The organism is Winogradskya consettensis (assembly GCF_018332715.1).
Lineage (GTDB): Bacteria > Actinomycetota > Actinomycetes > Mycobacteriales > Micromonosporaceae > Actinoplanes > Actinoplanes consettensis.
On record NZ_BOQP01000022.1, the window covers coordinates 108,243 to 131,641 of the forward strand.

The 23,399-nt window shown below is 70.3% G+C and carries 18 protein-coding genes and 1 riboswitch; of the genes, 7 read left to right on the forward strand and 11 right to left on the reverse strand.

Annotated elements, in window-relative coordinates; genetic code table 11:
• Positions 1-44: 44 nt before the first annotated feature.
• The 4 genes from ftsL to Aco04nite_RS21825 form a co-directional block, all read right to left on the reverse strand.
• Positions 45-629 (reverse strand): cell division protein FtsL, encoded by a 585-nt coding sequence (gene ftsL / locus Aco04nite_RS21810; RefSeq protein WP_308161659.1) that lies wholly within the window; start codon positions 627-629, stop codon positions 45-47.
• A 26-nt stretch (positions 630-655) separates the two neighbouring features.
• The gene (gene rsmH, locus Aco04nite_RS21815) at positions 656-1,705 is read right to left on the reverse strand and encodes a 16S rRNA (cytosine(1402)-N(4))-methyltransferase RsmH (protein WP_212999092.1); all 1,050 of its coding nucleotides are present in this window, start codon (positions 1,703-1,705) and stop codon (positions 656-658) included.
• A gap of 244 nt (positions 1,706-1,949) precedes the next feature.
• Positions 1,950-2,381: a division/cell wall cluster transcriptional repressor MraZ gene (gene mraZ / locus Aco04nite_RS21820; protein WP_203834695.1), complete on the reverse strand. Its 432-nt coding sequence runs from the start codon at positions 2,379-2,381 to the stop codon at positions 1,950-1,952.
• 513 nt (positions 2,382-2,894) lie between these two features.
• Positions 2,895-3,602, reverse strand: coding sequence for a C40 family peptidase (locus Aco04nite_RS21825; RefSeq protein ID WP_244876177.1), 708 nt, complete (start codon positions 3,600-3,602; stop codon positions 2,895-2,897).
• A 135-nt stretch (positions 3,603-3,737) separates the two neighbouring features.
• Positions 3,738-3,907, reverse strand: a riboswitch (cyclic di-AMP (ydaO/yuaA leader).
• A 469-nt stretch (positions 3,908-4,376) separates the two neighbouring features.
• Here Aco04nite_RS21825 and Aco04nite_RS21830 point away from each other — a divergent pair.
• The 3 genes from Aco04nite_RS21830 to Aco04nite_RS21840 are packed head-to-tail and all read left to right on the forward strand — an operon-like array spanning position 4,377 to position 7,112.
• Positions 4,377-5,597, forward strand: a complete 1,221-nt coding sequence (locus tag Aco04nite_RS21830) for a MurT ligase domain-containing protein (protein WP_212999169.1) — start codon at positions 4,377-4,379, stop codon at positions 5,595-5,597.
• On the forward strand, positions 5,587-6,303 hold the full coding sequence (locus Aco04nite_RS21835) for a type 1 glutamine amidotransferase (RefSeq protein WP_203834697.1): 717 nt from the start codon (positions 5,587-5,589) through the stop codon (positions 6,301-6,303). Before Aco04nite_RS21830 ends, Aco04nite_RS21835 begins: the two co-directional genes overlap by 11 nt.
• A 38-nt stretch (positions 6,304-6,341) precedes the next feature.
• Positions 6,342-7,112, forward strand: a complete 771-nt coding sequence (locus tag Aco04nite_RS21840) for a TVP38/TMEM64 family protein (RefSeq protein WP_212999094.1) — start codon at positions 6,342-6,344, stop codon at positions 7,110-7,112.
• 1,381 nt (positions 7,113-8,493) lie between these two features.
• Here Aco04nite_RS21840 and aroA read toward each other — a convergent pair.
• Both aroA and leuS read right to left on the reverse strand, forming a co-directional pair.
• A complete protein-coding gene (aroA, locus tag Aco04nite_RS21845; protein WP_244876178.1) occupies positions 8,494-9,750 on the reverse strand; it encodes a 3-phosphoshikimate 1-carboxyvinyltransferase in 1,257 nt (418 codons plus the stop codon).
• Between the two features lie 61 nt (positions 9,751-9,811).
• Positions 9,812-12,625, reverse strand: a complete 2,814-nt coding sequence (gene leuS / locus Aco04nite_RS21850) for a leucine--tRNA ligase (RefSeq protein WP_212999095.1) — start codon at positions 12,623-12,625, stop codon at positions 9,812-9,814.
• Positions 12,626-12,985: 360 nt separating this feature from the next.
• On the opposite strand from leuS, the gene Aco04nite_RS21855 reads away from it, so the two are divergent.
• The 3 genes from Aco04nite_RS21855 to Aco04nite_RS21865 are packed head-to-tail and all read left to right on the forward strand — an operon-like array spanning position 12,986 to position 17,811.
• Positions 12,986-14,035 carry an AAA family ATPase gene (locus Aco04nite_RS21855; protein WP_203834708.1) on the forward strand — a complete coding sequence of 350 codons (1,050 nt, stop codon included), beginning with the start codon at positions 12,986-12,988 and terminating at the stop codon, positions 14,033-14,035.
• Position 14,036: 1 nt separating this feature from the next.
• The gene (locus Aco04nite_RS21860; RefSeq protein ID WP_212999096.1) at positions 14,037-15,329 is read left to right on the forward strand and encodes a DUF58 domain-containing protein; all 1,293 of its coding nucleotides are present in this window, start codon (positions 14,037-14,039) and stop codon (positions 15,327-15,329) included.
• A gap of 16 nt (positions 15,330-15,345) precedes the next feature.
• Positions 15,346-17,811: a transglutaminase TgpA family protein gene (locus tag Aco04nite_RS21865; RefSeq protein WP_212999097.1), complete on the forward strand. Its 2,466-nt coding sequence runs from the start codon at positions 15,346-15,348 to the stop codon at positions 17,809-17,811.
• Between the two features lie 17 nt (positions 17,812-17,828).
• Here Aco04nite_RS21865 and Aco04nite_RS21870 read toward each other — a convergent pair whose 3' ends face one another.
• On the reverse strand, positions 17,829-18,191 hold the full coding sequence (locus Aco04nite_RS21870) for a MerR family transcriptional regulator (protein WP_212999098.1): 363 nt from the start codon (positions 18,189-18,191) through the stop codon (positions 17,829-17,831).
• A 40-nt stretch (positions 18,192-18,231) separates the two neighbouring features.
• On the opposite strand from Aco04nite_RS21870, the gene Aco04nite_RS21875 reads away from it, so the two are divergent.
• The gene (locus tag Aco04nite_RS21875; protein WP_212999099.1) at positions 18,232-19,281 is read left to right on the forward strand and encodes an alkene reductase; all 1,050 of its coding nucleotides are present in this window, start codon (positions 18,232-18,234) and stop codon (positions 19,279-19,281) included.
• Between the two features lie 373 nt (positions 19,282-19,654).
• Here the strand turns inward: Aco04nite_RS21875 and Aco04nite_RS21880 are convergent, their stop codons facing one another.
• The 4 genes from Aco04nite_RS21880 to Aco04nite_RS21895 all read right to left on the reverse strand — a co-directional run bounded on the left by Aco04nite_RS21880 (position 19,655) and on the right by Aco04nite_RS21895 (position 23,376).
• A complete protein-coding gene (locus Aco04nite_RS21880) occupies positions 19,655-20,041 on the reverse strand; it encodes an SCO2097 family morphological protein (protein ID WP_203834713.1) in 387 nt (128 codons plus the stop codon).
• 93 nt (positions 20,042-20,134) lie between these two features.
• On the reverse strand, positions 20,135-21,430 hold the full coding sequence (locus Aco04nite_RS21885; protein WP_212999100.1) for a DNA polymerase IV: 1,296 nt from the start codon (positions 21,428-21,430) through the stop codon (positions 20,135-20,137).
• A 63-nt stretch (positions 21,431-21,493) separates the two neighbouring features.
• A complete protein-coding gene (locus Aco04nite_RS21890; RefSeq protein WP_212999101.1) occupies positions 21,494-22,633 on the reverse strand; it encodes an alkaline phosphatase family protein in 1,140 nt (379 codons plus the stop codon).
• Entirely contained in the window at positions 22,630-23,376 is a 747-nt protein-coding gene (locus tag Aco04nite_RS21895; protein WP_212999102.1) for a methyltransferase domain-containing protein, read from the reverse strand. The genes Aco04nite_RS21890 and Aco04nite_RS21895 overlap by 4 nt, the downstream gene beginning before the upstream one ends.
• Positions 23,377-23,399: the final 23 nt, after the last annotated feature.

The window sequence follows — 23,399 nt, forward strand, 5'->3', positions numbered from 1 at the left end:
TGGCCCCGGCGCGGCGGCGTACCGTCCGCACGCGGCGTCATGCGTTACTGCCCGGCAACCGTGCTGGGCGCCGCCTTCTTCGCCGCGTCGGCCGCGGCAGCGGTGTCCTCGGGAGTCTGGGCGGTCACCGACTGCTGGCCCCGGCCCGGCGTCGGCACCCCGAAGATCTTGCCGTCGGGCAGCCGGATGTACGCGGGCGAGTCCGCCTTGACCAGGCCGAGCCGCTTGGCGGCCGCGTCCAGGCTGCCCGGCATCTCGTTCCGGTCGATCTCGCTCTGCAGCGCCTGCTGCTGAGCGTCCAGTGTCGACTGCTGCTTCTGCAGCGAGTCCAGCTTGAACGAATTCTCCGCCGTCTTCGTGTTGATCAGCAGGATGCCCAGCACCCCGGCGACGACGATCCCGACCACCAGTGCGATGAACGGCGCGCGCGGCGCGTTGATCGGCATCGGCGGCGCGACCCGCAGGCGCGGCGACGAAACCTCACCCCGCTGCTGCTGGTCGGCGTCGAGCTTCAGCGCTGAGGTGCCCCGGACCGGGAACTGTCGCTCCCCCGCGGCACCGCTCGATGCCTTACGTCCCTTGTCCTGCTGGCTCGCGGTCCGGCCCCCCGACCGCGGCGCCCTGCCCATGCGCTCGCTCAATGCCCCTCCCCCTTCTACCGTGCCCCCGGGCGTGCTCGCCCTCGTCCCCCATGTGCCGGCATCCGGGCCCGTTCGCGGGCGGCACCCGGTGCCTGGCCGTGCTCGTCGATCCGTTCCGCCGCGCGCAGCTTCACCGAAGCCGCTCGCGGGTTCTCCGCCACTTCCTCGTCCGTCGGCGGTTCCGACCCGCGGGTCAGCAACCGCACACTGGGACCGCTGCCGGGAAGCTCGACCGGCAGGTCGATCGGTCCGGTGCTGCGGGCCCTCTCGACCAGGGCCCGCTTGACGATCCGGTCCTCCAAGGAGTGGTACGACATGACTACAAGTCGCCCTCGGGGCGCGAGCAGGTCCAAAGCGGACGGCATCGCGGACTCGAGGGCGGTGAGCTCCCCGTTTACCGCAATGCGCAGTGCCTGAAACGTTCTTTTCGCGGGATTACCACCCGTTCGCCGTGCGGCGGCGGGGATAGCGTCCCTGACCAGGTCGGCGAGGCGCGACGACGAGACGATCCGCTCCTTCGCGCGCTGCTTGACGATCGCCGAGACCACGCGGGTCGCGAACTTCTCCTCGCCGTACACCCGCAGGATCCGGACGAGCTCGCCCGGCTCGTAGCCGTTGACGACCTCCTCCGCGGTGATCCCCGTGGACTGGTCCATGCGCATGTCGAGCGGTGCGTCCTTCGAGTAGGCGAAGCCGCGGTCCGCCTCGTCCAGCTGCAACGAGGACACACCCAGGTCCATCAGCCCGCTGTGGAACACCGGCAGGCCCAGCTCGCGGAGCACGTGCGGCAACTCGTCGAAGACCGCGTGCACCAGATGGGTACGCCCGTCGAAACGCGCCAGCCGGTGCCGTGCGTGGGCGAGCGCCTCGAGGTCACGGTCGAGCCCGACCAGCGTCACCCCCGGATGGCGCTCCAGCACGGCCTCGGCGTGCCCGCCCAGTCCCAGCGTGAAGTCGACGTGCACGGCGCCGGACAACTCCAGCGCGGGGGCCAGCAGCTCGAGACAACGCTCGAGCAGCACCGGCACGTGCGTGCCGCGCAGCTCCCCCATGTCGACCCCCATAGCCCCAGCTCTTTCCACGTGTCACCCGGCTGGCGAAGTATCCGCTACCGAGGCAGGTATTCGTCCGTTCGTCTTTCCGTACCGCCAGATCCCCATCCGCTCGTGCCCGTTTGCCGTTCGGGCGCGCCCTCTGGACACACGCCTGGCACCGGGGAAGAGGCGCCAGGAGCGGGAGCGGCTGGAGATCTCGCAGTACGGCGGCAGCGACGTCCGGACCGAATCGCTCGGCCGGCAGATGCCACGCCTACAGTCCGCCGGGCAGCACCCCCTCCTCGATGTCGGCGAAGTCGTCCTCGCTCGCCGAGAGGTACTGCTCCCAGGACTGCTTGTCCCAGATCTCCACCCGGGTGCTCGCCCCGATCACCACCAGCTCACGATCGAGGGCCGCATACTCCCGCAGGTGCGCCGGGATGGTGACCCGGCCCTGCTTGTCGGGGATCTCGTCGTGCGCGCTGGCGAAGAACACCCGGCTGTAGGCCCGGGCGGGCTTGTTCGTGACGGGCTGGTCCCGGAGCTGTCCCGCGATGCGCTGGAACTCCGGCATCGGGAACACGTACAGACAACGTTCCTGCCCCTTGGTGATCACGACACCTCCCGCCAGCTCGTCCCGGAACTTCGCCGGAAGGATCAGCCGGCCCTTGTCATCCAGGCGGGGGGTGTGCGTGCCGAGGAACATCGGCCAACCCCCTGCCCATCCGGCGGTTTCGCGGACCGCCCCGGTGTCTCGGGCCGGCAGGTCCGTCGCGGCCTGCCACTGCGCTCCACTCTACTCCACTTCCCTCCACCCGCAACCGGAATCGGGCCGTCCGCGAGCCTGATTCGCAGACGAAAGCGCACGTCAGAAGCGGTGGGGGCGCGGTGGAGGGCCGAGCGCCCGCGACCATGGTCCACTTTCCGACAAGCCGCCCAGGTGGGCACGAAACTCCATCGAAAACGGGCGTTCCGCCGCCCCGTGGAGGGCACCGGGGAGAGAAGTGGAGGAAGATGAGGTAGACCACTCCGGGCGGATGAATTTTCGCCACTCGCGGGTCTCCGCGCGCATGCACACGCGCGCACGCGTACGCGCGCGAGCGCGCTCCCGCAAGCGCGTGCACGCGCGCTCGCGCGAGGGGGAAACGACAGCGGGGCGCGACCCATATCGGGTCGCGCCCCACGGAACTGTCCTGTGCCGCTACATCGGGAGCTGTCGTCAGGCGGCGAGGCGCCGTACGACGTAGTTGCTGCTCCAGATCTTGTGCTTGCCGACCCGGGCACCGCTGTGCGGCGAGTCGTAGATGTAGCCACCACCGGCGTAGATGCCCGCGTGGTAGCCGTACGAGCCCGACCGGAACACGATCAGGTCGCCGACCTGCTTGTTGCTCTTGCTGACGGCCTTGCCGTACTTCTGCTGCGAGTTCGCCTTGTGCGGCAGGCTCTTGCCGACCGCCTTCTTGTAGACGTACTTGGTGAAGCCCGAGCAGTCGAAGCGGCTGGGACCGGTGGCGCCGTACTTGTAGAGCGCGCCCTTGTGCTTCTTGGCCTCGGCCAGGATCTTGGCGCCCTTGGACACCGCGGTCTTCTTGACCGTGATCTTGACCGCGCCGGTCGCACCGGAGGTCACGCCGGTGGTACCGCTGAACGTCGTGCGGTACCAGGCGGTTCCGCCGGGCTTGGTGGTGAAGGTGACCGATCCAGCGGAGTTGTTCCCCTTGACCTGCCACGTCTTCCAGGTTTTGCCGCCCACCAGGGTCTGGAGGCGTACCGAACCGCTGACGAGCTTCTTGCCCGTCCTCGGGTCGATGAGCTTGGTCGTCACCTTGATGGTGGTTCCCTTTTTCACCGACCGGCTCGTGTAGGAGACGGTCAGCTTGGGCTTGACCTTCGCGGCTGCCGCCGAGACCACAGGAGCTGCGGTCACGGGAGCGGCTGCGGAGGCTGCCGACGGCGCGATCAGCTGACCGGCACAGAGGCAGAGACCCAGGGAGAGAGCGGCGGTACCGGTGCCGACGGAGATGCGACGGCCACGGGTAGCGGTGCTTTCGTGCACGGTAGAGAAATCCCTCCGGCACACCTGCGAGGTTAGCTGTCGGATTCGGGCGGGAACTGCGCCCGGCCGCAGGTTCGCGGCTTCACCCCAAGGTCCACGAGCCGGCGTCGGCTCGTACTACGGACCGGATCTGGGTCCCCCGTCCCTGCCCCCGCATGCCTCGGTCGGTCGATCAGGTTCTCTGGTCGCGCCGTACGGACCGGGGCAGGGCTCGGTGTGATCCGTTCGGTGCGAGCGGTGGGCGAATGCTCACCGGCCTGACCTTGGTACCTGAAATTCCTGTCGATTGCAGGGTCGTCGATCGCTACTCTCCGTGGTTGGCACGGTGACTCATGTCCGGTTTGTTATTTCCACGTGACAAATGCCGCTACCGCTCGCGCATATACGATTACGCAGAGCCGAAGGTTACGGGTGAATCAGAACACACAAAAAGCCGCACCAACGCCGATCATGGGCGCGTCGCAGGTCGGGCGAATGCCATCTCAAACACCCCTACCGGCGCTAATGCACCGCCGGACGACCGATGCTGATCATCCTTTTGGCGGATCATCGATGGCTGTCTTCCCACCCAGGCCCCGGCACGTCATGCGACCACTCGACGTAGTGTCCGTTTCCGGTACCCTCGTCGCCGTGACGGACGGGAAAATGCCCATGCGGGCCAAGGTCGCGAGCTCCGTCTCGCGCACAGCGGCCGCGCTCTCGCGAGCAGCGGGACGCGGCGACGGCTCCGTGATCGGGGGCTGGATCGGCCTCAAGATCGACCCCGACCTCCTGCGGAACCTCGCGTCGGGCCGGGCCATCGCGCTCGTCTCCGGCACCAACGGCAAGACCACCACCACCAGGTTCACGGCCGCCGCGCTCGGCGTCCTCGGGCCGGTGGCCACCAACTCCTTCGGCGCCAACATGCCCACCGGGCACACCTCGGCGCTGGCCCGGGCGGGCGCCACCCCGTTCGCGGTCCTCGAGGTCGACGAGCACTACCTGGCGCGGGTCATCGACGAGACCACGCCACGCGTCGTCGCGCTGCTCAACCTCTCCCGCGACCAGCTCGACCGGGCCAAGGAGGTGGCGATGATGGCGCAGATGTGGCGCACCGCACTCGCCGCCCACCCCGACATGCACGTGGTCGCCAACGCCGACGATCCGATGGTGGTCTGGTCCGCCGTCAACGCCGCGCACGTCGTCTGGTTCAGCGCCGGCCAGCGCTGGATGGACGACTCCTGGGTCTGCCCGGAGTGCGGCTCCCCCATCAACCGCGCCCAGGGCGACTGGTGGTGCACCGGTTGCAGCCTGCGCCGCCCGGTCGCCCAGTGGCGCGTCGAGGAGGACGGAGTTGTCGACCCCAAGGGTGACTGGCACCTGGTCAAACTCCAGCTCCCGGGGCACGTCAACGTGGGCAACGCCGCCACCGCCCTCGCCGTGGCGGCCGAGTTCGGGGTCCGCCCGATCGAGGCCGTCCCCCGCCTGGCGAGCGTCGCCTCCGTCGCCGGCCGCTACGCGCAGGTCGACCGGGACGGCCGCAACATCCGGCTGCTCCTGGCGAAGAACCCCGCCAGCTGGCTCGAGGCCTTCGACATGGCCGAGGTCGCCCCGACACTGCTCTCCATCAACGCACGGGACCCCGACGGATTCGACACGTCCTGGCTCTACGACGTGGACTTCTCCCCGCTGCGTGGACGCCAGGTCTTCATCACCGGTGACCGTGCGTACGACCTTGCCGTACGCCTCGAAGTGAACTCTGTGGCCTTCCGGCACGTGCATACATTTGACGAGGCAGTCCAGGCCACACCGCCGGGGCGCCTCGAAGTGATCGCCAACTACACGGCGTTCCAGGACATCCGAGCGGAGTTGGACCGTGTCAACTGAGAGCACCCTGCGCATCGTCTGGATCTACCCAGACCTGCTCTCGACGTACGGCGACCGCGGCAACATGCTCATCCTGGCCCGCCGTGCAGCCCTGCGGAACATCCCCGTGGAGACCTACGAGGTCCGCTCCGACCAGCAGATGCCCACGACCGCGGACATCTACCTGATCGGCGGAGGCGAGGACGGCCCCCAGGCGCTCGCCTCCCAGCGCCTCATCGCCGACGGCGGCCTGCACCGCGCGGTCAACCAGGGCGCGGCCGTCCTGGCCGTCTGCGCGGGTTACCAGCTCTTCGGTGGCTCGTTCTTCGCCAAGGGTGCCCAGTGCCGCGGGCTAGACTTGCTGGACATCAACTCCGACCGGGGCGAGACCCGCGCCGTCGGTGAGGTCCGGGGCGACATCGACCCCCGCCTGGGCCTGCCCCCACTGACCGGCTTCGAGAACCACGGCGGCCGCACCCACCTCGGCCCCGGCGTCGCACCACTCGCACGAGTCACAGCCGGCATCGGGAATGACGGGCAGACCGAGGGCGCTTGGAACGGCAAGATCCTCGGAACGTACGCCCACGGCCCCGCACTCGCTCGCAACCCAGCTATAGCCGATCTGCTACTGCGCTGGGCGATCGGCGCGGATAGTCTTGCACCTCTCGACGACACCTGGCCCGAGCGGCTGAGGGGCGAGAGACTCGCCGCAGCAAGCGCCGTGTAAACGCACTTACACCGACGAGACCTTAGGGGAACCACTGCATGACTGACATCCTGATCGCCCCGCGGGGCATCGAAACCCCCGCCACGGACCCTCAGGTCAGCCAGCACCCCACCCCGGTCGAATCGAACGCCCCCGCGACCTGGCGCCACCGCCTGGTCCGCTTCGGCATCCTCGGCGCCGTCGTCACCGCCCTCGGCGTGGCAGCGATGGTCCTCCCCCTGCAGTCGATCGCCCACTCGGTCCTGGCCCTCGGCCCGGCCGCCGCCGTCGCGGTAGCCGTGGTCGGCGGCCTGCTCCTCTCGGTCCTGGTCCCCCGCACGGCCATCACCCTGGCCTGCGGGGCCCTCCTCGGCCCCGCCACCGGCGCCGCCACCGCCCTCGCCGCCGCCATCATCGCCGCCGTAGCGACCTACTACGCGGGCCGCTGGGCCGGCCGAGGCGCCCTGGGCAGCAAAAACGGCGGCCGCATGGAACGCCTCGACGGCTGGCTCAACCGCCGCGGCCTCTCCGCCGTCCTCCTCGTCCGCTTCCTCCCCCTGGCCCCCTTCGGCCTCATCGGCTACGCCTACGGCACCACCTCGGTCTGCCGCAAGCGCTACCTCCTCGGCACCACCATCGCCTCCATCCCCTCAGCCATCTCCTACGCCGTCATCGGCGCCGCAGTGGCCTCCCCGGGCTCCATGAACCCCCTGACCCTTGCCCCGGCCGCAATCGGCATCACCCTGACGACAACAATCGTCTACCGCTGGCGCCGCGCCGCGAAGCGCACCGCCGCCACCAACCTCACCCCGGCCGCCATCACCGCCTGACCCCCGGCACTGCCTCTGGTAGGCGGCCGTAGAGCCCTGACACTCGGCTCCGGCCGCCGCTCAGACGCTCGGCCCTACCTGCCGGCCCTTTGCGATAGCTTTGGGATCCGGCCCTGGCTCTGACGCTCGGCCCGGACTCTGACGCCCGGCCCGGACTCTGACGCTCGGCCCTGAGGCCTTTGGCTTTGGCGTGCGGAGCGCGGCGTGGCCTTGAGCGTGGCTCTGGCCTAGGCGGGGCTCTGGACGCTCTCGGCCTCTTGCCTCTTGCCTCTTGGCTCTTGGCTTGGCTCTGGCCATGGCTCGGGAGCTATGACGCTCGGCCCCGGCTATGTCCTGGCACAGACGCCCGGGTCCGGCGCCCGGCTCCGGTCTCATTCCGGCCCACCCACTCGATCTCCCGCTTCTCCTCGGCCCGTAGCCACCAGGCTGCGGGCCGAACACATTCCCGCGCCCGCCAACGAGGCAACCCAGCCAGCCGCAGGACACTTCAACCACCCACAACAGGTCAACCAACCGCAACAGGTCAGCCGCCCACAATCAGGTCAGCCGCGCACCACAGGTCAGCCAGCAGGACGAAGGCTCAGCAGCAGGACCGAAGGCTCGCCATCCGGCGATTAGCCAGCCGGGCGAGGAGTGAGCCAGCCGGACCAGGAGCGAGTCAGCCGGGCGGGCAACCGCTCAACTATCCGGCGACAAGTCAGTAAGCCGGGCGAGGGGTCAGCCGGGCGGACGAAGAGTCCCGGCGAACGAAGGATGCCGGGCGGACGACAACTCAACCACTCACATGTCAGATCAACCGCCCGCACACCAGTCAGCTACCCACACGTCAGGTCAGGAGACCGCACGATAGAGCCGGCCAGCCGGCCAGCCGACGGGCCGACCAGCCGAAGGGCCGAGGGCCGAAGGGCCGATCGGCGGGCGACCGGCGGGCGGCTGGCGGGCGACCGGCGGGCGATCAGGCGGCAGGGCGATCAGGCGGCCGGGATGTTCACCACAGTGGGCGCGGGCTGACTGATGGTGAGGAAGTCGTGACTCGGGCTGTCGCGGGAGGTCGAATGGTGTGGCGAATGCGGCTCCGGTGCAACATCCTGCGACAGATGCGGTCAAATGCGGGACATTATTTTTTCGCCGATTACATATCTACTTTCTCGCGCGTCACTGTAAGGGCTGACCTGCTCGCAGAACGTGAGAAGCAACCAAGCTGGCTGAAGCGGACGGTAGGACGGCTGGCAGGCAGCACACGGAGCGGCAGGCAGCGGCAGCGGCAGCGGCAAGCAGGCGGGCAGCAGACGGGCAGCAAGCAGACGGGCGGGCAAGCAGGTAGGCGGGCGAGCAGGGCGGGCAGGCAGGCAGGACAGGCAGGACAGGCAGGCGGGTCAGGTCAGGTCAGGGCGGCCAGGTCGGTGAAGTAGTTGGGGTAGGTCTTGGCTACGCAGGTGGGGTCTTCGATTTCGATGCCTGGGGAGCGTAGGCCGAGCAGGGAGAGGCTCATGGCCATGCGGTGGTCCTCGTAGGTGGCGAAGCGGGTGGGGCGAGGGAGGCCGGGGATGATGGTGAAGCCGTCTTCGTCCTCGGTGGCGTCGATGCCGGCGCGGCGGAGTTCGGTGACCACTGCGGCGACGCGGTTGGTTTCCTTGCCGCGGATGAAGCCGATGCCTCGGACCCGGGTGGGGGAGTCGGCGTAGACCGCTACCGCTGCCAGTGTTTGGGCGGTGTCTGAGATGTCGGCCATGTCGACGTCCACGCCGTGGAGGCGGCCCGATGAGGTGACCGTCATGGAGTTGGGGGTTCGGGTGACGGTTGCGCCCATCTGTGCCAGCACGTCGGCGAAGGCCACGTCGCCCTGCAGGCTGTTGGTACCCAGGCCGGATACCGTGACTCGGCCGCCTGCGACGGCGGCGGCGCCGAGGAAGTAGGAGGCGGCGCTGGCGTCGGGTTCGATCGCGTAGGCGGTCGGGGTGTAGGCGCCCGCCGTGACGTCGAGGTCGGTGACCTGCGCGCCGAAGGCGATCATGACGGCTCTGGTCATCTCGACGTACGGGACCGAGACCAGGGGCGACGTCAGCGACACGGAGAGGCCGTCGCGCATCAACGGGGCGGCCATCAGGAGGCCGGACAGGAATTGGCTGGAGATGTGGCCGCTGACCTCGACCTTGCCGCCGTGCAGGGGGCCGCGGACGGCAGCGGGGAGGTAGCCGGGCTCGCCGAGCTCCTCGACCTGGGCGCCGACCTCGCGGAGTGCGTCCAGGATCGGGCCGAACGGGCGGGCGCGGAGCTGGGGGGTGCCGTCGACGACGGTGCGGGTGTTGAGCAGCGCCGCGGCGGGGAGGATGAAGCGGGACGTGGTGCCGGACTGGCGGGCGTCGATCAGGCCCGCGGTGGTGGCGGTTGAGGGATCGATTCCGGCCACTGTGAGCGTACGGTTATCCGGATCTTGATCGATGCGGGCGCCGAGCGCAGTGACCGCGCCCATCATCGCCTGGGTGTCGTCGGCGAAGAGGGCGCCGGTCAGCGTCGAGGTGCCCGGGGCGAGTGCGGCGCAGATGAGGGCGCGGTTGGTGATGCTCTTGGAGCCGGGCGGGCGCACCGTGGCGTCGAGCGGCGAGGTCAGCGGGGTCAGTGGCAGCACGTCAGGCACCACGGCATTGTGCAGCAGAAAGGGCCCGCAGCCACGGGCCCTTTCTACCAGTTGGGACAAATCAGACGACGACGCTGACCAGCTTGCCCTTGACCACGATCACCTTGCGGGGTTCGCGACCGGCCAGGATGTCGGCGACGGCGGCCAGGGCCGCTGCGCGTACGGCATCCTCGGTCGTGTCCGGTGCGACCTCGACCCGGCCCTTGACCTTGCCGTTTACCTGCACCGGATAGGTGATCGACTCGGCGACGAGCTGGGCCGGATCGGCGACCGGGAAGTCGGCGTACGCCAGGGTGTCGTCGTGGCCCAGTTTGCGCCACAGCTCCTCGGCCAGGTGGGGGGCGAACGGGCTCATCATCAGGACCAGCGGCTCGACGGCCTCGCGGGAGACCGCAGGCAGCGGGGTCAGCGCGTTGGTCAGCTCGATCAGCTTGGCGATGGCGGTGTTGAAGCGCAGTTCCTCCATGTCGCCGCGGACGCCGTCGATGACGCGGTGCAGCACGCGGCGGGTCTTGGCGTCCAGCTCGGTGTCGCCGACCCGGATCGCGCCGCTGTCCTCGTCGACGACCAGGCGGTAGGCGCGCTGCAGGAAGCGCTGCGAGCCGATCACCGCGCGGGTGTCCCAGGGGCGGGAGGCGTCCAGCGGGCCCATCGCCATCTCGTAGACCCGGAACGTGTCGGCGCCGTACTGCTCCGCCATCTCGTCCGGGGTGACGACGTTGCGCAGGGACTTGCCCATCTTGCCGTACTCCCGGGCGACCTCCTCGTCACCGTGGAACCACTTGCCGTCGCGCTCGACGACCTCGCTCGCCTCGACGGGGAAGCCGCGCGCGTCACGGTAGGCGTACGCCTGGATGTAGCCCTGGTTGTACAGCTTGCGGAACGGCTCGAACGAGGACACGTGGCCCAGGTCGAACAGCACCTTGTGCCAGAAGCGGGCGTACAGCAGGTGCAGGACGGCGTGCTCGACACCGCCGACGTACAGGTCGACGCCGCCCGGGTCGCCCTCGCCGCGCGGGCCCATCCAGTAAGCCTCGTTCGCCGGGTCGACCAGCTTGTCGCTGTTGGCGGGGTCCAGGTAGCGCAGCTCGTACCAGCAGGAGCCGGCCCACTGCGGCATGGTGTTGGTCTCGCGGGTGTACGTCTTCAGCCCGTCGCCCAGGTCCAGCTCGACCTGCACCCAGTCCTTCTTGCGGCTCAGCGGCGTCTCGGGCTCACTCTCCGCGTCGTTCGGATCGAACGTACGCGGGGAGAAGTCGTCGACGTCGGGCAGCTCGACGGGCAGCATGGACTCGGGCACGGCGATCGGCAGGCCGGTCTCGTCGTACACGATCGGGAACGGCTCGCCCCAGTAGCGCTGCCGGCTGAACAGCCAGTCGCGCAGGCGGTACGTGGTGGCGCCCTTGCCGTGGCCCTGCTCCTCCAGCCAGCTGATCATCGTGGCCTTCGCGTCGGTGACGCCCAGGCCGTTCAGGAAATCGGAATTGATCGCCGCGCCCTCACCGGTGTAGACGCCCTCGTGGTCCGCGGGGGTCTCGATGGTGCGGATGACCGGCAGGTCGAACGTCTGCGCGAAGTCCCAGTCCCGCTCGTCGTGTCCGGGGACCGCCATGATCGCGCCGGTGCCGTACCCGGCCAGCACGTAGTCGGCGATGAACACGGGCACCTTGGCGCCGTTGACGGGGTTGGTGGCGTACGCCCCGGTGAAGACGCCGGTCTTGACCTTGCCCTCGGCGGTGCGCTCTTCCTCGGTCTTGGCAGCGGCCTGAGCGCGGTACGCGGCGACGGCGGCCTCGGGCGTCGGGTGCCCACCGGTCCACACGTCCTTGGTGCCCGCGGGCCACGCGCCCGGCACCACGGTGTCGACCAGTTCGTGCTCCGGGGCCAGCACCATGTAGGTCGCGCCGAACAGGGTGTCGGGGCGGGTGGTGAACACCTGGACGGTGTCGTCGCCGTCCATCGGGAAGCCGACGTGCGCACCTCGCGAGCGGCCGATCCAGAACCGCTGCATCTGCTTGACCGGCTCGGGCCAGTCCAGCACGTCCAGATCCTCGACCAGGCGGTCACCGTACGCGGTGATGCGCATCTTCCACTGCCTCAGCGACCGCTTGAACACGGGGAAGTTGCCGCGCTCGCTGCGCCCGTCCGGCGTGACCTCCTCGTTGGCCAACACGGTGCCCAGGCCGGGGCACCAGTTGACGGGGGCCTCGCTGACGTAGGCCAGCCGGTGCCCGTCGATCAGCTCGCGCCGCTCCGTTCCGGACATTTCGGACCACGGCTTCTCGGCGGTGCGAGCGCCTTCTTCGAACTCGGTGACCAGCTCGGCGATCGGGCGCGCCCTGCGCAGCTCCGGGTCGAACCACGAGTTGAAGACCTGCAGGAAGATCCACTGGGTCCAGCGGTAGTACTCCGGGTCCGTGGTGGAGAAGGAGCGCCGCTCGTCGTACGCCATCCCCAGCCGCCGCAGCTGCCCCCTGTACCGCTCGACGTTCGCCTCGGTGGTGGTGCGCGGGTGGGTGCCGGTCTGCACGGCGTACTGCTCGGCGGGCAGGCCGAACGCGTCGAAGCCCATCGGGTGCAGCACGTTGAACCCGGTCATCCGCTTGAAGCGGGTGTAGGAGTCGGTGCCGATGTAGCCGAGCGGGTGCCCGACGTGCAGGCCGGAGCCCGACGGGTAGGGGAACATGTCCTGCACGTGCAGCTTCGGCGCACCGGCGCGCGGGTGCGACGGGTCGGCCAGGTCACCGGCCGGGTTCGGTGCGTGGAAGGTGCCGTTCTCCGCCCAGAACTGCTGCCAGCGTGGCTCGATCTCGTTGGCCATCGCGGCTGTGTAGCGGAACGCCGGCACGTCCGCCGCGGTCTCGGACTCGCTCATCGTCACCATCTCGTTCGCGTTTTTCGGGCTCGGCTTCTCGGACACAAAAAAGCCCCCTTCACATGAGGGGGCGCCACGCGGCTTCTGGAAGACCGCGCGGCTAGCTAAGAAGCAGAAAGGCACAAGCCATGCGCAGATGATACCCGTACGCCCACCGCGCTCGCGACCGGTATCGGTGTGCCCCAGTTCGTCGCCAATTCGATATGCGTGTCCAGTTGACTACGTCACGTGTGCATGTTTAAGGCGGGGTCGGCTGGTTGCTGTGACCGGGCTAACCTGTGGGGTAACGGGCGGCGAGCCCTTCGGTTTCCTTTCGGCGTAGCCACGTAGGAAGGAGCTTGAACGACATGGAGGAGGCCCGTGACAACCCCCACCTGGGATGAACCCGGCGGACCGCTGACGAACGATGAGTTCCGTGCCGCGACCGACGCCATCATCGCGAACATCGAACACGTCATCGAAGGCAAAGGCGCGACGGTGCGACTGGCGCTCGCCGTCATGCTCGCCGAGGGTCATCTGCTCATCGAGGACGTACCCGGCGTCGGCAAGACCATGCTGGCCAAGGCGCTGGCCCGGTCCATCGACTGTTCGGTACGGCGCATCCAGTTCACGCCGGACCTGCTGCCCAGCGACGTGACCGGGGTGAGCGTCTACAACCAGGAGACGCGCGACTTCGAGTTCAAGCCGGGCGCGGTCTTCGCGAACCTGGTGGTCGGTGACGAGATCAACCGGGCCTCGCCGAAGACCCAGTCCGCGCTGCTCGAGTGCATGGAGGAGCGGCAGGTAACCGTCGACGGCACCACGTACGAGCTGCAGGCGCCGTTCATGGTCATCGCGACGCAGAACCCCATCGAGATGGAGGGGACCTACCCGCTGCCCGAGGCGCAGCGCGACCGGTTCACCGCCCGCATCGCGATGGGCTACCCCGATCCGCGGGCCGAGCTCGCGATGCTCAACAGCCACGGCGCCGTCGACCCGCTGAACGCCCTGCGCGCGGTCGCGGACGCCTCGCTCGTGCGCCGGCTCATCGCCACCGTGCGTGAGGTGCACGCCGCCGAGGCCGTCCAGCAGTACGCCATCGCGCTGGTCAACGCCACCCGTGAGGCCCCCGAGATCCGGCTCGGCGCCTCGCCCCGGTCGACGCTGCAGCTGCTGCGCACGGCCAAGGCGATCGCCGCCCTCGAAGGCCGCGACTACGTCCTGCCCGACGACCTGCAGGCCCTGGCCGTGCCGGTGATGGCCCACCGGATCATCCCGACCGCGGACGCCCAGCTCAACCGGCGTACCACCGACACGATCATCTCGGAGATCGTGCACCGGCTCCCGCTGCCGCACGACCGGGCCCGCAATCCGTACGACACCCGCGCCAACGGCGACGGACGCGCACAGTACGAGTCGCGGGGCCGCTGACATGCGGGAGGCTATGCGGGGGCTCACCACCCGCGGCCGGTCGTTCCTCGCCGCTGCCATGGCCGCCGCCGTCTCGGCGTTCATCCTCGGCGAGAAGGACCTGCTGAGGGTCGCGATCCTGCTCGCGGCGCTGCCCCTGCTGGCCGCCGCCTACGTCGGGCGCAGCCGGTACAAGCTGGCCTGCACCCGGTCGCTCGAGCCCGGCCGCGCGCCGGTCGGCTCCAGCGCCCGGGTGATCCTGCGCCTGCAGAACCTGTCCCGGCTGCCCACCGGCACGCTGCTGCTCGAGGACCGCCTGCCGTACGCATTGGGCAGCCGCCCCCGGGTGGTGCTCGAACGCCTCGGCGCGCACATGGCGAGCTCGGTGGCGTACACCGTGCGCGCCGACGTCCGCGGTCGTTACCCGGTCGGCCCGCTGGTGATCCGGCTGACCGACCCGTTCGGGCTCTGCGAGCTGACCCGGTCGTTCCCGAGCGTCGACAAGCTCACCGTCATCCCGCAGGTGGTGGCGCTCCCCACGGTGCGCCTCGCCGGGGAGTACGCCGGCACCGGCGACAGCCGCGCCCGTTCCGTGGCGGTGCACGGCGAGGACGACGCGGCCACCCGCGAATACCGGCGCGGGGACGACCTGCGCCGCGTGCACTGGCGGTCGACCGCTCGCACCGGCGAGCTCATGGTCCGCCGCGAGGAGCAGCCCTGGGAGTCGCGGGCGACGGTCGTGCTCGACACCCGGCTCTACGCGCATCGTGGCGAGGGCCCGACGGCCAGCTTCGAATGGGCCGTCTCGGCGGCCGCCAGCATCGCGGTCCACCTGCGGCACGCGGGTTACAAGCTACGCCTGGTCACCGGCACGGGTATCGACCTCGACGCCGGTGAGATGGGCGGCGAGGGCGCGGTGCTCGACACCCTCGCCGACGTGAAACTGACCCAGGAGGGCGACATCTCGACGCTCGTCGAGACGGTCCGGCGCCGCTCCGACGGAGGTCTCGTGATCGGCCTGTTCGGCTCGCTCACCCCGGCCGAGGCCGAGGTGCTCAGCGGGCTGCGCGGCAACGGCGCGACCTGCATCGGGTTCGTCATCGACAGCTCCACCTGGGTGAACATGACACCCGCCGACCGGCAGGACGCCGATCGCCAGCACGCCGCGACCTCCCTGGGGATGGTCCGTGGCGGCTGGCGTTCGCTGCCGGTGGCACACGGCGACTCGCTGGCGGCGCTGTGGCCGTCCGCCGCGCGAGGCTCGCAGGGATTCGCCTACCGCGCGGCCATGGCCGAGACCGTGGCGGGCATGTGATGACGGGAGTTGCTCTGTGACCGGCCGACGACGACTCGGGCTGGTGGCGGCCGCGGCGAGCCTGCTGGCGGCCGCTCCACTCTCCGCGATCTTCGAGACGTGGACCTGGCTGCTGCAGTGCATCCTGACGGTGGGGCTGGTCGCGGGCGCGGCGGTGCTCACCCGGACGCTGCGCTTCCCGACCTGGGCGCAGGCCGCGGGCATGGTGCTGGTCCTGCTGCTGACGCTGACGTGGATCTTCCCCAGCCACGAGGAGCTGCTCGGGCTGATCCCGACGCCCGCCACGTTCAACCACTTCGCCGAGCTGTTCTCGGAGGCGGGGAACGACACCCGGGCGTACGGCGTACCGGTCCCCAACCGCGACGGACTGCTGTTCATCGCGGCGCTCGGCATCGGCGCGGTGGCCATCGTGGTCGACATGCTGACCGTGGTCGCCCGGCGCCCCGCGCTGGCGGGCCTGCCGATGCTGGCGATCTACTCCGTGCCCGTCGCCGTCTACATCGACAGCGTCCCGGTCATCCCCTTCATCGTCGCGTCGATCGGCTACCTCTGGCTGCTCGTCGCCGACAACGTCGACCGGGTGCGCCGCTTCGGCCGGCGCTTCACCGGCGACGGGCGTGACGTGGACGTCTGGGAGCCCTCCCCGCTCGCCGCGGCCGGTCGCCGGCTCGCCGTGATCGGCGTCGCCGCCGCCGTGGTCCTCCCGCTGATCGTCCCGGGCCTCAACACCGGCCTGCTCAACCAGCTCACCCAGGTGGGTACGGGCGGCGGTGGCACCGGCACGGGCCCCGGCAACGGGCGCATCGACCTGAGCGCCACGCTCTCCGGGTTCCTCAACACGACCGAGACGATCCCGTACGTCAAGGTCACCACGGACGAGACCGACCCGTTCTACCTGCGGTTCGGCGTCGCCGACGCGCTCAACAAGGACGGTTTCAAGGCTCGTACGCCCACCGGCCGGCCGATCTCGAACGGTCTGACGAGCCCGCAGGACAACCCGAAGACCGACGGCGGCGATTACCAGCGCTACCACGCCGATGTCGAGGTCACGAACGACTTCACCCAGTCCCTCGCCCCGATCTACAGCTCCACGGTCTCGATGGACGGGCTGGACGGCTCCTGGGCGTACGACCAGAGCTCGCAGGTGATCTTCTCCAACCGGACCAACGTCCGCGGCAAGAAGTATTCCTTCGACTACGTTCGCGCGAAGTACACGCCGGACGAGCTGCGCCAGGCCGAGCCCCTTCCCAGCGACGACCCGAACATCGTCCAGTTCACCACCGTCCCCGCCGATCCCACGGTCGAGGCCCTGGTGCAGAAGCTGGTCAAGAACAAGGACACCCCGTACGACAAGGTCATGGCGCTGTACAAGTACTTCTCCAAGGAGAACGGCTTCACGTACAGCCTGACCGCGGCGGGCCCGAACGGCGACGTGTCCGCCATCGACAACTTCCTCAAGTCCAAGTCGGGCTACTGCCAGCAGTACGCCGCGTCGCTGGCCTGGATGGTGCGCGAGGCCGGCATCCCGGCGCGGGTGGCGTTCGGCTTCACCAAGGGCGACACCCGCGACGGCAAGGCGTACGTCCTGACCAACCGCAACGCCCACGCCTGGACCGAGGTCTACCTGGACGGCTTCGGCTGGATCCCGTTCGACGCCACCCCGGCGGCGAGCGTGGCCGGCTCCTCCCGCTCGGCCTGGGCCCCGGACACCGACCAGGTCGAGACGCCCAGCGCCAGCTCCTCGGCGACGGCGGCACCGGGCGCGGCCAGCTCCGCGAACGCGAGCACCGCACCCGGCGCCGGCAAGGACGTCGACGCGGGCGGCTCCGTCACCGGCGACGCGGCCACCGGCTCGGGCTTCTCCACCACCGCCGTACTGATCACCGCGCTGATCGCCCTGCTCATCGCGCTCCTCCTGGTTCCCGCCCTGCGCCGGATCCTGGTCCGCAAACGCAGACACGAGGCCACCGTCCCGGCCGTGGCCGCGGCGTCGGCGGGCCCCGCACCCCCGGGCACCTTCGACGTCGTCGTGACCACCGAGGCGGTCCAGGCCCGCGAGGACGCCCACGCGGCCTGGGACGAGCTCGTCGACACGATGCTCGACTACCGGGTGCAGGTCGACCCGACGGAGACCCCGCGGCACACGGCCCAGCGCCTGATCCACGAGGCCGACCTGCGAAATTCCGACGCCGCCGAGGCCGCCGTCCTGCTGGGCACGGCCGAGGAACGAGCCCGCTACGCCCGCCAGCCCATGCGCGGCGCCGCCCTCACCACGGCCCTCGCCCAGGTCCGCAAGGGCATCGCGGCAACCTCCACCCGCCGCACCCGCATCACCGCGGTCCTGCTGCCCCCCTCGGTGATGCTGCGCTGGCGGCTGGCCATCGGCGAGGCCTCCACCACGGGAATGACCGGCATCAGCCGCCTCCGCGACGTCCTGATCCGCTTCAGCCCCCGCCGCCTCCTGGCCAACCGCGCCCGCTAGATGAGCCGGCCCGGTCGCTACTGCAGCGGCCGGGCCGCTTCGATCACCTCGTCGAGCACGTCGCGGGAGCGCTGCAGCGCGGCGATCTGCCCGTCTATCCGGGCACGCTCCACCAGGAGACTGGAGACCAGCCTCCCGTCCGCGACGTCGGCCGGCCCGCCATCGGCGTCCCGCATGCAGGGCAGCAGCTCCGCGATCTTCCCGCTGCACAGCCCCGCGGTGAAGAGCTCCTGGATGTGCACCACGCGGTCGACGGCGCTCTCGGCATACTCGCGATGCCCGCCGGGCGTACGCTCCGCGGTCAGCAGCCCCTGCTGTTCGTAGTAGCGAAGTGACCGCTCACTCACCGCGGTCCGCCGGGCCAGCTCACCAATCCGCATGCTTGATTCTGACACTGATGTCACGTTCTACGGTACGCCCATGACCCTCTTCGAGCCGTTCCCGCTGGGCCCCACCACGCTCACCAACCGCCTGGTCATGGCCCCGATGACCCGCAACCGGGCCGCCGCCGACGGCACCGCCACCCCGCTGATGGCGCAGTACTACGCCCAGCGCGCCACGGCCGGCCTGATCATCGCCGAAGCCGCCACCCCGTCGCTGACCGGCCGCACCTACCCGAACACCGCCGGCATCCACACCGACGCCCAGGAAGCCGCCTGGCGAACCGTCACCAGCGCGGTCGCCGCCCCCATGTTCCTGCAACTCCAGCACGGCGGCCGGGTCGGCCACCCCACAACCAGCGGCCGTACGCCCCTGGCCCCGTCCCCGATACCCCTCCCCGACCCGATCCACACCCCCGCCGGCCGCGAACCCGCCGTAACCCCGCGCGAGATGACCACCGCGGACATCCGCACCACGATCGACGACTTCGCCGCGGCGGCAACCCGGGCCCGGTCGGCGGGCTTCGCCGGCGTCGAGGTCCACAGCGCCAACGGCTACCTGCTGCACCAGTTCCTCGCCCCGAACACCAACCAGCGCACGGACGCGTACGGATCAGATAGGTCCCGGTTCGTCCTGGAGGTCCTCGACGCGGTCAGCGACGCGATCGGCCCGGACCGCGTCGGCCTGCGAATCTCCCCCGGCAACACCGTCAACGGCATCCTCGACGACGAGACTCTCTATCCCCATCTGGTGCGCGAAGCGGCCCGGCGAAACCCGGCCTACCTGCACATCGCGCTGGCCGTCCCGGAATCCCCGCTGTTTGCCCAGCTCCGCGCGGCCTGGCCCGGCACCCTGATCGCCAACCCGCTCCTCCCCCAGGGCCGCATCCCCGCGGACGGCGGCCGGCACGCCGCCGAGCGGTTGCTGGCCGCCGGAGCGGACCTGATCGCTCTGGGCCGCCCGTTCCTGGCCAACCCCGACCTGGTCAACCGCCTGCAAACCGCCGCCCCCATCACCCAGCCCCAGGACAGATACCTGATGTACGTGGGAGGCCCCCGCGGCTACACCGACTACCCCACCCATCAATGATCAGGCGCAACCCGTCAGCGCCCGAAAGTAGGGTCGATGCGGAACCATGGAAGCCCGGCAACGATCAGCGTGACATCCCGCAGCGTCCGGGCACGATTCAGCCGATCCGTCATGACGCCACCCTGCGGATGCGTGACGAACTGGAGCCGTACCGCCTCGCACACCATCCAGTAGGCCCGCTCCCGCTGCCGCCGATTGACGTCGGCGGTCCGGAGGCGCCAGTGCCGGCGTAGGAAGGATCCGCCTGGTGCACATAGCAAGGAGCGGAGCCTCCTAGGGGCTCCGCTGAGGCTGCCGCTCAGGATCGGCGGCAGCCGAGTACGGCGATGGCGGCCGGCCTGGGGCCGCCAGGGAGTTCGCCGATGGGGCGGTGTTAGCGGTGGCCTTCCGGGCGTTGGCGCCAGCGGTCCTCGAGGCGGTCGAGGAAGCCTCCGCGGCGGGGTTGGCGGGTGCGGCGGGTGGCGGTGCCGCCGACCGCGTGGAGGTCGGGAGCCTGGCCCTTGCGGCGGCTCTGGACGCCGAAGGCGGCGGCGGCCAGCATCACGACGAAGCCGGCCACGCCTAGCGGCGTGCTCTTGCTCACCGTGCCGTAGACAACCAGTGCTAGACCCAGCACGCCCACGAGGACCGCGACGACTAGGCGCCGGCGGGCGTGGAACCGCGGGTCACTGTTGCGCACAGCCGAGGCAAACTTGGGGTCCTCGGCAAGCGACCGCTCGATCTGATCGAACAGCCGCTGCTCGTGCTCCGAGAGCGGCACGGCATATCCTCCCCGGGCGCATGTCCGGCCCCCCGGCGTGAGTGCTGGCGGGCCGATGGTGCGAGACAGCCGACCGGCTGCCTTGCCGCAAGTCTACGAGGGGGTTGGCGGGTCGGAAAGCGGGACGACCGTCGAGTGCGGGTGATTTTCGGTTCTGCGAAGATCGGTTCGTCCCAAAAGACTGGCAGGTCCGACGATGGACCGGCCGAAGCGGGCTGCTACGGCGTCCGCGGCGGCCTCCGCGTCACGCCAGCCGTGCTCGGGTTCTCCCAGCGTGAGCTGCCTGGGAGTGGTCGCCGCGGGGGCGAGACCCTCGACCCGGACGCCGACGAGGCGGATCGGCTCGGCCGGGGCCAGGACCCGGAACAAAGCCCAAACCGTTTCGAAGATCTCGCGCGTCACATCGGTGCTCGAGGGCAGGGTCCGGGAGCGGCTGACCGTCCGGAAGTCCTCCATCCGGATCTTGATCGCCACCGTGCGCCCCACATGACCGCCGGCGCGCAGCCGGGCACCGACCTTTTCGGCGAGGGCGAGCAGGCTGCGCTGAATGGTCGCCGGGTCGGTGACGTCGATGTCGTACGTCATCTCGGCGCCGATCGACTTCTCCTCGTGCTCGGCGACGACGCGGCGGGAGTCACGGCCCCAGGACAGCTCGTGCAGGTGGGCGGCGGAGGCTTCGCCGAGTGACCCGCGCAGCATCCGCAGCGGGGCGCCGGCCAGGTCGCCGACCGTCTTGAGGCCGAGCCGGTGCAGGTGCTCGGCGGCCTTCTCGCCCACGCCCCAGAGCGCGTCGACCGGCAGCGGGTGCAGGAAGTCGAGGACCTGATCGGCCGGTACGACGATCATGCCGTCGGGTTTGGCCCGGGTGGAGCCGAGCTTGGCCACGAACTTGCTGGACGCGACCCCGACCGAGCAGGTCAGCCGCTGCTCGGCGAGAACCCGCTCCCGGATGGCGCGGGCGATCCCGGCGGGACGCCCGAGCAGCCGCTGAGCACCGGCGACGTCGAGGAACGCCTCGTCCAGCGACAACGGCTCGACCAGCGGCGTCACGTCCCGGAAGATCGCCATGACGGCACGCGACGCCTCCGTGTAGGCGGAGAAGTCCGGGGGCAGGAAGATCGCCTGCGGGCAGAGCGCGCGGGCACGAGCGCCCGGCATGGCGCTTCGTACGCCATATCTCCGCGCTTCGTAGCTGGCCGAACTGACCACCCCGCGCGGACCCGCCCCACCGACCACCACGGGCCTGCCCCGCAGCTCGGGCCGCCGCCGCACCTCGACCGACGCGAAGAACGCATCCATGTCGACGTGCAGAATCGTGCACCCCGCATCGTCCGCCTCCGGCCCGAACCGCGGATCAAACCCCCGCCCGATTGCTTGACTGCGCCCCACAATCCCCACCCCCCATGCCGGGGAGAGTAGCGAGGGGGTCTGACAAAACCGGGGAAGCGACGACTAGCGAGGACCCGCGACAAAGCTGAGCAGCGGAACCGTCATCTCGATCGCGGTGAGCGACCCGTGATAGGCGACCAGCTTCGCGACGGAAGGCGGCTCCCACCCCCCTGCGGTCAGCACGGTGGTCCCCAGGCAGGCGACGACCACGTCCCCGATCCGCTCCCGATGCCCGGGCGCCACCGCACCGAACAACCCGGACGCGACAGCCTCCTCCCGAGTCATGACCAGACCGTTTTGTCCAAGAAAGTCACGATAGGCGGCTACAGCACCATCGGCGGCACCGGGTGCGACATACAAGTGCCGCATCCGGGGCTCCCCCGCCACCCCGACAACCCCCGCCGACAACCCCGGATCAGCGGCAAGATCGATCCGCCCGGCATCGGGAATGTTCAGCTGCCCATGATCAGCCGTGACCAACAGCGCGGCCCCGGCCGGCAGTCCCGTGACGAGCCGCGAGATCAGCTTCCCCACCCCGGCGGCGGCATCGATCCACTCCGGCGACCCGACCCCGCTCCCGTGCCCGTGATGATCGAGGTCAGGGTGGTATCCGTAGACGATCCCCGGCTGCGAGAGCGCGCCCAGCATCCCCGCCGACAACGCCTGAGGATCATCGGCCCCGACGAACGAGGTGCCGCGATAGCACGCGACGGTCAGCCCGCTCCCCCGGAACGACGGCTTGGTGACCAGCGTCGACCGCACCCCGGCGGCGCGCGCGAGCTCGAACCGCGTCGGCATCGGCTGCCACGTGGCGGGGTCGGGGTCTTTGCCCCACTGGATGTGGTTCAGCACGCCACCGTCGGGTTTGCGGACGGTGAAGCCGAGGATCCCGTGCTGCCCCGGCGGCGTGCCGGTGCCGAGGGTGGCCAGGCTGACCGGTGTCGTCGACGGAAAACCCGAGGTCAGCGTGCGACCGGCCCACTGCCCCAGGATCGGCGCGTGCAGGGCGGCTTCCTGCATCTGGTACGCCCCGAGCCCGTCGACGAGCAGCACAGCGACCCGGTCGACCCCCTCGAGATCAAGCCCGAGCACATCGGCGGCCCCCGGCACCCCGAGCACCGCGGAGATGCTGGGCAGCAGATCAGCGAGGCTGCCGCTCCCGTACGCGGGCCGGACGATCGTGAACGGGTCGGGAAGTGTCATGGGCGCCGGGCGAAGACGTGCAGCTGAGAGGCGATGTCGCGGAACGGGGGCCGGGAGGCGAGGGCGAGTTCCAGCTCCAGCATCACCTGCGGGTCACCCTCGACGACGGCGGCGGGCAGGAGATCGGCCAGGACGCGTACGCCATGGGTCTCCTCGACCGTGAGCCCCGCCTCGCCGAGCAGCGCCGCGGCGCTGTTCGCGTCGTAACGCCGGCGCACGTTGTCGCGCTGCCCGGCCCGCCCGTCCGGGTCGTTGAGCAGCGCGGACGCCGCGACGAGGTTGCCGTTGAAGGCCCGCCCGAGCACCGCGGCGGCCCGCCCGGCGACGAGCAGGCTGACCGTTCCGCCGGGGCGCAGCGCGGTGTTGATCGCGGCGACCACCTGCGCGGGGTCGTCGACGAACTCGAGGACGGCGTGGCAGAGGATGAGGTCGACGCTGCCCGGCTCGACCAGGCCGGAGAGCGCGTCGCCGTCGCCCTGCACGGCGCGGACCCGGCCGGCCACCCCGGCGTCGGCGGCCCGGCGGGTCAGGGCGGCGAGGGCGTCGGGGCTGGCGTCGACCACGGTGACGGTGTGGCCGAGCTCGGCGAGCGGGACAGCGAAGCCACCGGTGCCGCCGCCCACGTCGAGCACGGTCAGCTCCCGGCCGGCGTGCCGGTCGAGCTCTCGGCGCAGCACGGCCCAGACGGCGGCCGTGCGCACGGTGACGGGCGGTCGGGGGGTACGCGTCGATGCGGTGTCCACGTCGGCAGCGTATCGGCCCCGGG

What these genes read in the sequence shown, in the direction of transcription:
- rsmH (WP_212999092.1), bottom strand. Translation starts at nt 1,705, where the DNA reads ATGGGGGTCGACATGGGGGAGCTGCGCGGCACGCACGTGCCGGTGCTG.
- ftsL (WP_308161659.1), bottom strand. Translation starts at nt 629, where the DNA reads ATGGGCAGGGCGCCGCGGTCGGGGGGCCGGACCGCGAGCCAGCAGGAC.
- Aco04nite_RS21870 (WP_212999098.1), bottom strand. Translation starts at nt 18,191, where the DNA reads ATGCGGATTGGTGAGCTGGCCCGGCGGACCGCGGTGAGTGAGCGGTCA.
- Aco04nite_RS21875 (WP_212999099.1), top strand. Translation starts at nt 18,232, where the DNA reads ATGACCCTCTTCGAGCCGTTCCCGCTGGGCCCCACCACGCTCACCAAC.
- Aco04nite_RS21860 (WP_212999096.1), top strand. Translation starts at nt 14,037, where the DNA reads ATGCGGGAGGCTATGCGGGGGCTCACCACCCGCGGCCGGTCGTTCCTC.
- Aco04nite_RS21890 (WP_212999101.1), bottom strand. Translation starts at nt 22,633, where the DNA reads ATGACACTTCCCGACCCGTTCACGATCGTCCGGCCCGCGTACGGGAGC.
- mraZ (WP_203834695.1), bottom strand. Translation starts at nt 2,381, where the DNA reads ATGTTCCTCGGCACGCACACCCCCCGCCTGGATGACAAGGGCCGGCTG.
- Aco04nite_RS21840 (WP_212999094.1), top strand. Translation starts at nt 6,342, where the DNA reads ATGACTGACATCCTGATCGCCCCGCGGGGCATCGAAACCCCCGCCACG.
- Aco04nite_RS21830 (WP_212999169.1), top strand. Translation starts at nt 4,377, where the DNA reads ATGCCCATGCGGGCCAAGGTCGCGAGCTCCGTCTCGCGCACAGCGGCC.
- leuS (WP_212999095.1), bottom strand. Translation starts at nt 12,625, where the DNA reads ATGAGCGAGTCCGAGACCGCGGCGGACGTGCCGGCGTTCCGCTACACA.